This window comes from Lentzea indica (assembly GCF_012184385.1).
Classification (GTDB): Bacteria; Actinomycetota; Actinomycetes; order Mycobacteriales; family Pseudonocardiaceae; genus Lentzea; species Lentzea indica.
This window is the reverse complement of record NZ_VSRL01000284.1, coordinates 1-10795: the sequence shown is the minus strand read 5'-3', so window position 1 is coordinate 10795 and position 10795 is coordinate 1. Positions and strand designations below refer to the sequence as shown.

11 protein-coding genes are annotated in these 10795 nt (G+C 68.0%); 3 read left to right on the top strand and 8 right to left on the bottom strand.

Translation table 11 applies throughout. The features are described from left to right. Window positions 1–526: AfsR/SARP family transcriptional regulator (locus FXN61_RS41880; RefSeq protein ID WP_188136065.1), on the bottom strand; the 526-nt coding region annotated here is incomplete at its 3' end. A gap of 121 nt (window positions 527–647) precedes the next feature. Here FXN61_RS41880 and FXN61_RS41875 point away from each other — a divergent pair. Further along, window positions 648–1220 (top strand): hypothetical protein, encoded by a 573-nt coding sequence (locus FXN61_RS41875; protein ID WP_167979398.1) that lies wholly within the window; start codon window positions 648–650, stop codon window positions 1218–1220. 230 nt (window positions 1221–1450) lie between these two features. Then, entirely contained in the window at window positions 1451–1684 is a 234-nt protein-coding gene (locus FXN61_RS41870) for an SDR family oxidoreductase (RefSeq protein WP_188136064.1), read from the top strand. A gap of 3 nt (window positions 1685–1687) precedes the next feature. Here the strand turns inward: FXN61_RS41870 and FXN61_RS41865 are convergent, their stop codons facing one another. The 3 genes from FXN61_RS41865 to FXN61_RS41855 all read right to left on the bottom strand — a co-directional run bounded on the left by FXN61_RS41865 (window position 1688) and on the right by FXN61_RS41855 (window position 3869). Beyond that, on the bottom strand, window positions 1688–1924 hold the full coding sequence (locus tag FXN61_RS41865; protein WP_167979397.1) for a hypothetical protein: 237 nt from the start codon (window positions 1922–1924) through the stop codon (window positions 1688–1690). A 110-nt stretch (window positions 1925–2034) separates the two neighbouring features. Next, window positions 2035–2649, bottom strand: a complete 615-nt coding sequence (locus FXN61_RS41860; protein WP_167979400.1) for an arginase family protein — start codon at window positions 2647–2649, stop codon at window positions 2035–2037. Between the two features lie 131 nt (window positions 2650–2780). Continuing rightward, on the bottom strand, window positions 2781–3869 hold the full coding sequence (locus FXN61_RS41855) for a glycosyltransferase (RefSeq protein WP_223165830.1): 1089 nt from the start codon (window positions 3867–3869) through the stop codon (window positions 2781–2783). Between FXN61_RS41855 and FXN61_RS54925 the strand changes: the two genes are divergently transcribed. Next, window positions 3868–3999, top strand: coding sequence for a hypothetical protein (locus tag FXN61_RS54925; RefSeq protein WP_281360851.1), 132 nt, complete (start codon window positions 3868–3870; stop codon window positions 3997–3999). The genes FXN61_RS41855 and FXN61_RS54925 overlap by 2 nt on opposite strands. Window positions 4000–4053: 54 nt before the next feature. Here FXN61_RS54925 and FXN61_RS41850 read toward each other — a convergent pair whose 3' ends face one another. From FXN61_RS41850 to FXN61_RS41835, 4 genes are all read right to left on the bottom strand, one after another. Continuing rightward, window positions 4054–6267, bottom strand: a complete 2214-nt coding sequence (locus FXN61_RS41850) for a glycoside hydrolase domain-containing protein (RefSeq protein WP_312878416.1) — start codon at window positions 6265–6267, stop codon at window positions 4054–4056. 755 nt (window positions 6268–7022) lie between these two features. Beyond that, window positions 7023–8750, bottom strand: coding sequence for an FGLLP motif-containing membrane protein (locus tag FXN61_RS41845; RefSeq protein WP_167979396.1), 1728 nt, complete (start codon window positions 8748–8750; stop codon window positions 7023–7025). Then, window positions 8747–10495, bottom strand: a complete 1749-nt coding sequence (locus FXN61_RS41840) for a patatin-like phospholipase family protein (RefSeq protein WP_167979395.1) — start codon at window positions 10493–10495, stop codon at window positions 8747–8749. The genes FXN61_RS41845 and FXN61_RS41840 overlap by 4 nt, the downstream gene beginning before the upstream one ends. A 46-nt stretch (window positions 10496–10541) precedes the next feature. After that, on the bottom strand, window positions 10542–10795 hold a 254-nt coding region (locus FXN61_RS41835; RefSeq protein ID WP_167979394.1), incomplete at its 5' end, for a helix-turn-helix domain-containing protein.

The window sequence follows — 10795 nt, the reverse complement described above, 5'->3', positions numbered from 1 at the left end:
CGCGGTCGGACAGCTCGGCGACCAGCCCCCCGGTCTGCCCGGTGCGCAGCCGTGCGTCGACCAGATCGTGTTGCGCGGCAAGGCGTTCCAGCTGCAGCCGATCGCGTTCCGCCTGCGCCCACTCCCCCGGCAGCCCGGTCAGCGCGTCGCCACGCCACAACGCGAGCGCCTCGGTCAGCAGCTCCGTTCGCTCGATGTCCGTGCTTTCTCCTGCGCAGACGCACAGCTCGCGGAACCGGCGCAGATCCGTGTCGCCCTCGGCCAGCACGTACCCGCCCGGCCTGCGCTCGATCTGCTCGCCCGCGAGCGTCTGCCGGAGCCGGGAGATGTAGCTGTACAACGACTTCTGAGCCCGCGCCGGCACGTCCGGCGCCCAGACCCGGTTCACCAGCCGGTCGTCCGGCACCACCCGGCCCGCGTCCACCGCCAGCGCCGCGAGGACGCATCGCTGCCGCCCGTGCCCCAGCTCCGCCTGCCGACCGTCGATCTGAACGGTCACCTCGCCCAGCAGGTTGACCACCGTCATGCGCCCCTCCCCAGGAGCCAGTGATCCTACTGACTTGGGGATTGCAGAACCGTTCAACATCCACACATCCCGGTACTCCCACTCTGACGGAGCAATCCAACCGTTAGGGGAGGCAGTTTTGGTGGTAGGAAAAGCGGTCAGAGCACTGCTCGCCGCGTTCGCGGCGCTGGTGCTGACGGCGGGGGCGGCCGCACCCGCGATGGCTCAGGGATCACTCGAGCGAACTTTCGGGGCTTCGGACGAGGTGTCGACAAAGGCGGTGGGCTGGCCCAACGAAGTCGCGAGCGTGCAGACGCTGTATCAATGCCCCGGCACGCACTGCAACAAGGGTGAGGCGCGGCCAGGTCAAGAACTCTCCGAGATCTGCGTCTACCCCGCCGGGGCGACGACATGGGCGCTCGTGTACAACCGGACCAACGGGCACACCGGATTCATTGACAAGCTCAAGCTGATTCACCGGGACCCGCCGACGCACTGCAACGACGTCGGCGTGGGGAGGTCCGCCAGCGGGCCGCTGTACCAGTGCATGGCGTTGTTCTGCAACCAGGGCCAAGCGACCACGGGCGATCACCTCCGTGCGGAGTGCCAGATCCTTGGGGCTGACGGCTGGTACTGGGTCTGGGTGTTCAACCGCACCAACCAACACGAGGGCTTCTTCCGCCAGAGCACGAACGCGGACCTGCAGAAGTGCTGAGCTGATGCCCTGCTGAACACGGGAACGTCTGCCCGCCAACCCCAGAGTTGGCAGGCAGACGTTCCCGCGGTGCTACCGGGTCGGATCCTGTGGGGTGCCAAAACACGGCACAGCGGTCTGACCTGCGCGTCAGGCCGCTGCAGGTTCGTACTCGTTGATCAAGCCGCCGAGTACTCGCCGACGACGAACGGACCTGCAGCCCAGGTCTTCAATCGGGTAATCAGGTCGCGGTGGCCTGTGGTTGCGCGCTCTGCGGCGGCTACATCTCGCAGGTGGCGGGCGCGTTCGGGGTCGAGCACACCACGTTGCTGGGCGCGCTGCCGAAGGAACTGGGCATGCTGACCGGCCGGATGATCGAGCCGGGCGAGATCGCCCGCGCGGTGCTGCTGCTGTCGTCGCCGACGATGTCGAGCGTGATCGGGTCGACCTGGGCCGTCGACGCGGGTTCCACCAAGGTGGCATGACCGCTAGCCGGCGAACAGGTGCCCGAGCCGGTAGTCGATGATCCACGTCGCCTGCTCGGTGTCATAAGCCTCGACCCGATGCGTTCGTGAACGGACGCGGGCTGTCCAGTCGTGCGGGCGGTGCAACGGGGCGCTGGAGCGGTCTTTGAGCCCGTCGCGTCCTTCCTCGCGTGGCGTCGTTTCCAGCGGTAGAACGCCGTCCTGCGGATGCCTGGCCATCACCGCGGGTCTGGGGTACACGGCACCGCTCTACGTCGGCGCCCTGGCCGCCGTCATCGTCATGGTCGTCGCCGCGCACCAGGCCAGATCACCTGTGGCACTGGCCAACAGGGATTGACCACGTGCGCGGCTCACCTCGCTTCGGCGAGGGCATCGGCGAGGACGACGAGGAAGTGTCGCAGCACGCCGGGATCGGGCGCGTGATCAGGGTTGATCTCGGTGAGCACGAGCCCAGCGAACCGGGAACTCGCGGCGAACACGGCGAGGCTCGCGGCCAGCTCGTCCAACCGCAACCCGATCGGGTCACCGCCCGAGTCCGGCACGTCGGCCAGCGGCGTGTCGGCGAAGGACAGGACGTCCACATCGCAGTGGACCACGAACGGCGCCCTCGTCTCCTCCATCGCGCAGCGGGCCCGACCGGCTGCGCCCGCCGGGTCGGCGTGGACCTCGTCGGCGTGGAGATGAGTCACCTCCAGCTCGTCGAGCAGACGCAGTTCGAGGTCACCCTCCGGCAGGGTGTGGCCGTAGGAGACGACATCGCGTGCGGCCAGCAACGGCGTGGTTCTGCCCACGCCCGCGACCTCGGAGACATGGCCGGGTATCGCCAGCAGGTGAGCCAAACCCATCGCGTCGAAGTTGCCGTTCGGCCGCGTGTCGGGGGTGTACAGGTCCGGGCCGCCGTCGACGTAGAGCAAGGCGGCCCTCGTGCCGTGCTCCGCGAAGCCGGCGATCACACCAACTGTGATCGAGCAGGGACACGATCACCCGAGCATGCTCTCAGCCTGGAAGAGATGCGCCGACACGCTGCAGTGACGACTTTCGAGCGGCACAGGACGTGGTTCAGCTTGCCATCGAGGCTGCTGGGGAACACACGGGTTCATCCCGTTAGGACGACAGCTGGGTTGGACGTGGCGAAGAGGCTGTCAAACACCCGGACACGGTCGAAAGACAGGGCGTGCTCGCGTGCTCGGTCCGCCATGAGTTGCCGTTCCTCGGCTGACATGTCGAGCACCACCCGGTCGATCGCAGCGGCGATGTGGGTGGTGTTCCCGGCCTCGACGAGGATGGCCGTCTCGCCCACCGCTTCGCCGACGCCTCCTGTGGTGGTCGTGATCACTGGCCCGCCGCCTGCGAGCATCTTCTCGGTCAGCGCGATGCCGAAGGTCTCGACGAAGTCCGGTTCGGGCTTGGTTGGCAGCGCGTATACGGCGCAGCCGTTCATCAGCAGCGGCTTTTCCTCGTCCTCCACGTCGGTGAGGAAGAGGATCCGGTCGTTGTGCTGAGTGATCGCCTGGACGTGCTCCAGTTCGGGGCCGTTACCGGCGATCACGAGCTTCAGCCGTGACTGCGCCTGGCACTGGGCGAACGCGTCCACCAGGTCGTAGATGCCTTTGGCCCGGGTCACCCGGGACAGGAACAACACGTACCCGTCGCGTTCCAGGCCGCGTCGCTTCAGGGCGGTGTCCACGAGCGCCGGATCGAGGTCGAGGTATGCCGAGGTGTCGATCGGCGGGTAGCTGACCGATATCCGGCGAACGCACTGGCGGGCGAACCGGGTGCCGCAGTGCGTGTCGATGGCCTCTGCGCAGGCAATGATCTCCTGCCTGGTGTACTCCGACACGGCGATCACTTGGTCGTTGGCGAGGAACCGGGTGAACAGGACCACGGCTGCCCCGAATCGCCTCTCGTGCAGGCACGAGCGAATCACGTTGGTGACGTCCGAGCCGACCGCCTTCGCGATGGTGTGGACGTCAGGTGCGTAGCCGGCCGCGCGTGCCGCGTCGACGGCGTCGCGTACCACGGCGTCGTGGGGAGCGAGGTACATCGATACGCATGTGGTCGGGACCGGCTCGGCAAGCAGTTCGACCAGGCGTCCCGTCAGCCCGGCCAGGTATCGGCCATCGGGTACGCGGTAGTCGCCGACCGGCTCGGGCCGCTCCACGGTGATGCCTTCGCTGTAGGGCATGATCCGATCCAGCGGCTTGAGCGGCAGGCCTGCCGCCTGCAGCACGGGTATCGGCCAGGTCAGCAGCCGGACGTCGTCGAAGCCGCGGGTGAGCGCGACCTCGGCCAGGTTGCGGGCTTCTGCGGAGTGACCGCAGATGACTGGGTCGCCCGGACCACGATGACGAGACGGCGGCTTGGCCTGCTCATGTGCGAGCCCCCTTTCCGAGCGGGTCGGACACCGATGGCGGCAGGATCTTGCGTCCCCACTCCGAGGGGTGCGGGCCGAGTTCGAGCAGCAGCCGGCCGCCGGCGTGGACGTCGGATGCGCGCAGATGCGCCGCATCCAGCGGTTTGCCGTCCAGCCGGGCGGACTGCACGTACTGCGGCGGCGGGTCCGCGTCCAACCCGTCGGAACTGATGGACGTCTCGCGGTGTCCACGCGTCTCGATGACGAAATCGCGGTCCCCGAGGTGCAGAGTGGCGCGGCTGAAGGCAGGCGCGTTGACGAGGAACAGGTTCTGCCCGGCGACCGGGAACAGACCGAGCGAGGCCCACACGTACCAGGAACTCAGCCCGCCCGAGTCGTCGTTGCCCGGCAGGCCGCCGGGGCCGGTGCCGAACTGCCAGGTCAGCGCCGCGTGCACGATCTCGGCTGTGCGGTCCGGCCGCGCCGCGTAGTGGTAGGACCACGGCGCTTCCATGTCCGGCTCGTTGTTCAGCCCCTCAAACCGGTTCAGCAGGTAGCCGGCCGCCATCTCCGCCGAGTCGGGCCGCTTACCGGGCTGCACCACACGCGAGGCGCCGTAGCCGAAAAACGCGTCGAGTGTGCTGACGAAAGCTTCGTTCCCACCGACCATCGCGATTCTCGCGGCCATGTCGTGCAGCAGCCGGAACGAGTAGTTCCATTTGCCGCCTTCGTAAAACGACGAGTCGAGAAGCAGGCCGGTGTCCGGGTCGAACGCGTTGGACCACAGGCGGCTTCGCGCGTCGAGGTCGTCGGCGAGCTGGACGTCGTTCAGGGTCCGGGCGACGCCGGAGGTGCAGTGGCAGGCGTAGGCGAGGTCGAGCGTGTGCGAGATCGGGTGCACGACGCCGTGCTCGTAGAAATCTTCGCCGTACATCCGGCGCAGGTCGTCGTACATGTGCACCAGCGCCCAGGTCCAATCCAGGTCGCCGAGGCCGAGGGCGTGCACGTCGGCCAGCGCGGTGTGGACCAACGCGCTCGCTTGCCGGAAGAACCTGTCTGCGCCGCGAGCCATCCGATATCCGATGGGGAAGTTGCCTTCCTCCTCACAGACCCGGATCAGTGACTCCAGGAGATCGACCGCCCGGTCCGGGCAGATGGCCATGAGCAACGGCAGCTGGGTCTTGTAGATGTCCCACATCGTGCAGATGTCGAACACGAACGGCCCGGAGGACGGCCAGAACGGGCTCTCATCGTCGGCGAAGCACGGCTTGATCAGAGAGTGGTACAGGGCCGTCGCGAACACCTGCCGCCTGGCGGGTGACCCGCCCTCGACCTCCACCCGGCCCACGTGGTCGCGCCACCGAGCCTTGGTCTGCGCCCGGACGACGTCGAACGCCGGCGCCCCGTCACCGCATTCGCGATACAAGTTCTCCCGGGCCTGTTCACAGCCACGCAGAGAGAATCCGATCTGGATCTCGACGCTCTGCCCGGCGGTGGTGGGGCCCATGTAGAGCATCCCGAACGGGCGCAGCGTGGTCTGCCTGATGCGGTCGAAGTCGAGCCGCGTGCCACCCTCGATCAGCCGACGGTCATGCCAGAGCATCTGCCGCCAGCCCGGACTGTCGACCTTGATGTACACCGACAGCGGCACGCCTTCGACGACCACCGTTCCCTGGGCGCGGCCGTTGCCAAGGCTTTCCACATGCGCCCGCAGCGGCACTGTGCGGCCGAGGTCGATGGCCAGCCCGCCGCAGGACAGGTCGACGACGACCCGTGCGCTGCGATGCTCGGGAAAGGCGTATCGGTGGACGGCGACCTTGGCGCCGACCGTGACCTCACATCGAATGCCGGTGTCGAGAGTGGCCGCGTAGTACCCGGCTTCAGCGGTCTCGTCGTGCAGCGGCCAGGCCTGGCCGAGGACGTCCAGCTGCTGCACCATCGGGGTCACCCGCACGTAGTTGTAGTACTTGCGTATCGCACCGGTACCGGACTGTTGGAAGTGGGTGAAACCGGACGCCTGCAGCCGGTCGAACAGGTCCTCCGGCTGACCCTCGGTGTTCTTCATGTAGAGGCCGTATCCGGTGGGATAGGCACCGGAGTAGGCGCAGGCGGACACCATGCCGAGCGGGGACGTCGCGCCGGGGTGGGTGTTGCCGACCTGCGCTTTCGGCCACCACCAAGTGGCCGCCAGCCCTTGCGCCGCAGGCAGTGAGGTGGCAGCCGTTCCGATGAAAGGATCAATCTCGTCGAGGATGACGAGACACTATGTCAGCGCGGGCACCGCGTTGGTTTCAGCGACATGAACATGTGGCCAGGTACGCGGAGGTGGTCGCGTCGTGGCGTGGCAGTGCGCTTGGTCCGATCCTCGGCGCGTCAACGTGTCGGAGTGGTCGGAGCCCTGTGGGGTGCCAAAACCCGGCCCAGCAGCCTGACCTGCGCATCACGCTGCTGCAGGTTCGTACTCGTTGATCAACCGACGACTCGTCGGCCACGCCCGGACACGCCGCTCAGCCTCGCCATCGGGTGGTCGGGGCACGGTCGCGTGTAGTGCCGCGCTCTCGTGGTCGACGGTGGCTATGGTGAAACACGTAGCGGTCCAGCACTGACTTCAGGTGATGAGCGGCCTGACGGTGCCAGCGAGCCGTTTTGCGTATCAGCTGACTCGCGCACACCGCGGTGGGATCTTCACGACCTCAATACCGGCGTCGACGAGAACGGAATAAAACGACGCCGTTGAACTGGCTTACCCTTGCACGAACTAAGAGCCGAAAGTCGTTGGCACGAAGGATTGAAACACGCCCGCTGGCCCTCTATACCGGGTTCGAGCTATCCAGTACCGCATGAACACACGAATGTTGCACGCTTGCTACGCGTGGGGGTTCATGTCCCCCTCGGACACGAACTGCATCGGCGCATAGACGCGTTGCTGGACGCCGGAGCCGACATCGAGACCGACGGTTCCGTCATCGCAGGCGCAGCTGCCGTTCAAGCCATCGAGCGCCTCTTCACGAGCTTGAAGAAGCCCCAGAACGCGAACGACGCCGTGCAGAAGCCGAGGAACAGCCAGATCGACTTCAGCACGTCGACCGGCCGGCTGCCGCCCTCGCGCTGCAGTGTCTGTTGTGGACCGATCAACAGGAGCACGAACAGCACCGCCGCGGGCGCGTAGACCGCGAACCACACCTTGCGGCTCCACTCCCGCAGCACGCCGCCGTGCAGGAAGTCGATCGGGATCAGGCCGATGACCAGCGTCTCCATGCCCAGCACGGCGATCTGCACCAGCGCGGTGTCCAGCACCCGCAACGGCAACGAGGTCGTGTCGCCGGTCGTCGCCGGATGCGTGCCGAACTGCCACAACACCCAGGCACCGCCAGCGAGAGCGAACAGCAGCAGCACCCCGCGCAGCACCCCGACCGCGCGCACCCGCGGCAGCCTGCTGCGGCCGTCGATCTCGATGTAGGCGATCAGCAGCCCGTAGACGTAGCCCGGCACGAAGTCGAGCCACCGCGACACCAACGCGCAGATCACCGCGACCACGAGAGCGGGCACGACGATCCGAAGCCGCGCGATCCCGCCGCCTGGGGTGTTGCGGTGGTGGGTCTCGATCGCGAACTCATAGCCGACGGCGACGAGCGGGATCGCCAGCAGATAGCCGAGTGCCAGCGCCACGTCGTCGCGGCCGATCTCGGGACCGGCCTGCACGAACGTGAGCAGGCCCGCCGCGATGGCCGCGAACACGAGCACCAGCGGCCAGGCCGACGGGCGGCGTGGCGCGCGGATCCCGGGCCGTCCCAGCCACCGGCGGATGGTGGGCTCGTTCTGCTTGTAGGTGCTGTTGAACAGCTCCGCAGGCCAGCCGACGAGCACCCAGATCAGGACCACCACCAGGATTCCCCACGGCAACGCGGCCGCGGCGAAGTCCAGCACTTGACTCGCCGTCGGCATGCGGCTGACGAACGCCGGCTCTGGCCAGCCGGGGCGTGGTGGAGGCGGAACAGCGGCGACCGAAGTGGTTGTGGTGGTCTGTGAAGGCGGAGACGTCGTCGTCTCCGCCTTCGAAGTCGTGGTCACCGTGGGCCGGGTTGTGGTAGTGGGTTCCAAGGCGGCGGCGTTCACCGTGAACGCCGCGTGGGCGTAGTCGCCGCTCGGACACGCGGCCATCACCCGGTGGTTCGCCAGAGATGCGTTGCGCGGCACCGTGAACGTGGCTGTGAAAGTCCCGTCGGCGGCAACCGCGCTGGTCACGCCAGTTTCCTTCTCGTCCCACACGATGTCGACGCGCCGGTCGGGGCAGGCGGTGAACCCGGTGCCGCGCACACCCACCGACGACGCCGCCCGCCCCGAAGCGGGCCGCAACGTGATCGCCGGATCGGACGCCACGGCCGTCACCTCGAACCGAGCGGAGACTGACTTGCCGCTGTCCCGGCACGCACCGGCGACGAAGTGATCACCCGAGACGGCCGCGCCCGGAACCTTGATCACCGCGGTGAACGAGCCGTCGGCGCGGATCGGAGCGCTCACCCCGGTCGCGGCCCTGTCGAACGACACATCCACCATCGGGGCGCCAACACATGTGTCGTACCCCTTGCCGGTCACCGTGATCGACGTGCCAGCTGGGCCCGATGCCGGTACCAGCGACACCGACTCCTGTGCGGCAGCCGCAGATGGCGTGGCGCAGAACAGCAGCGCCGCGATGAAGGGAACCAGCTTCACGCGTCCACCCACGAATCCGCACCGGCAGGCAGGGCACCGTGCCGCCGCCGGCGTTCGCTGATCGCCTCGGCCAGCAACGACTTGACGATGTCGCGCAGCTGCCGGCCGAGCTCGTCCTGCAGGAAATGGACGTGCGGTTCCCGCCCGAGCAGGACGAGCTTCATCCGCAACGCGGTGATGTGCGTGGCGAGCTGTTCGGCCCTGGTCCGCGGACGCCGTTCGAGCCGCTCCCCCAACCGTTCGGCCAGAGTCTCGCGGTCGGAGAGCACCCCGAAAGCGGGCGGCGGCAACGCGACGACATCCTCCAGCGCCGCGCGGTTGAACTCGACCAGCAGGTCGGCACCCCGGCGGCCGTCGCCGAGCGCCTCCTTCACCACCTGCCGATACCGCTCCGCCCGGTCCGGGACGTGGATCTGCGGCGCCATCGCCTGATCGCTGAACAACGCCTCCACGCTGCGGGCGAAGACGTGCTCGGCCGCGTCCACCACCGCGTCGGACGGCACGGCCTCGATCGAGCGGCGGAACGCGTCGGCGGCGGTCATCCAGCCGTAGTCGAGCGCGACCGGGATCAGGGCGGGATCGATCGTCAACGGGTCGTGCACGTTGATCGACGGCACGACGACCCGCACGTGGTGACCCCACCCGGCCGGGTCCGGGTCGATGTCGGATCGGAACACCTCATCGACCGCGATGTCGTTGGCGCGGAAGGCGATGTCGAGCAGGCCGCGCGAGGCGAACGACCCGTCCGGCGGCACCCCGAGCGCCGAACACGCGATCGCCCACACGTGGTCGGCACCAGCCTCCACGACGGCGCGCACCGGGCAGACCTCGCGCACACCACCATCCACATAGGTCCCGTTGCCGAGCACCACCGGCGAGAACGCCAGTGGCATAGCGGATGAAGCGATGATCGCGTCCACGAGGTCGACCGGACCCTCGCCGTTGTCGGCGAACCGACCGTGCTGATCGACGAACCGCAGCCCGCCGGACTCCAGCCCCACCACCCCCATCCGCAGCTCGATTCCGGACGCCGCCAGCGCACCGCGGTCGAGATGCTCCATGACCAACGCGCGGGTTGGCCCGAGGTCGTAGATGCCCCGCGTGCGGCCGAACCACTCGACAACACGCTGCAGCTGCTGGATCGCCGGCAGCAGGTCGAGCGCCGCACCCGCCGTGCCGAGCAGGAACCCCAAAGGCCCCAAGAAGAGCGTGGCGACTCCCACCGCCCCACCGGCCGTGATCGAGCGGGAGGCGAAGTCTCGCAACGCCCGTTCGACGGCCGCCAGCGACGACTCGCCGCCCAGCAGGCGTTCCAGCTCATGCAAGATCTCGGCTTTGACGTAGAACGAGTTGTTGCTCGCCAGACCGCGCCAGATCCCTTCCAGGCGTTCGAGGAGGTGTGGTCCGTGCGCCAGCATCGCGCCGTTCACCGCGCCGACGGACACACCGGCGATGACCTGCGGAGTCACCCCCGCTTCTTCGTACAGGTACTTGAGCGCGCCGACCTGAAAATCGCCGCGCGCACCCCCACCGCTCAATGCGAGCCCAACGGTCCTCACGTCCGTGCTTCCCCTCTGTTCGACGGCTGCCAACTTGGCCTCGGCCAGCCGCAGGAGCGCGTCGACCGAGTCGGCCGGAACGTCGAGCCGGCGGGCGATGTCGTGCGCGATCATCCCCTGTTCGCGCAGGTGGAGCGCTTGCGCGTAGGTGAAGGGCAGGGCGTGCCAGGCGTCGTGTGGCGTCACGGCCCGAAGCTAGGGAATGTGGTGGAGGCCTGACTTGAGTAGTCCGCTACTCAATCGTGTCCGAGCAGGCGAGGTCGAAGAGCCCAGGCAGGTCGTCGCGCCGGATGCCGAGCTTCCCGTACAGCCTGGTGAGGTGATTCCCGACGGTCCGTATCGACAGCGTGAGCCGCTCGGAGATCTCCTGGTTGCTCAGGCCGCGGGCGGCGAGCTCGGCGATCTCCCGTTCGCGGCCGGTCATGTTCGCGACCACCGGCGACTCGTCCAGCGCACGCAGGATCGGGGTCCGCGCGCCCTCGCACC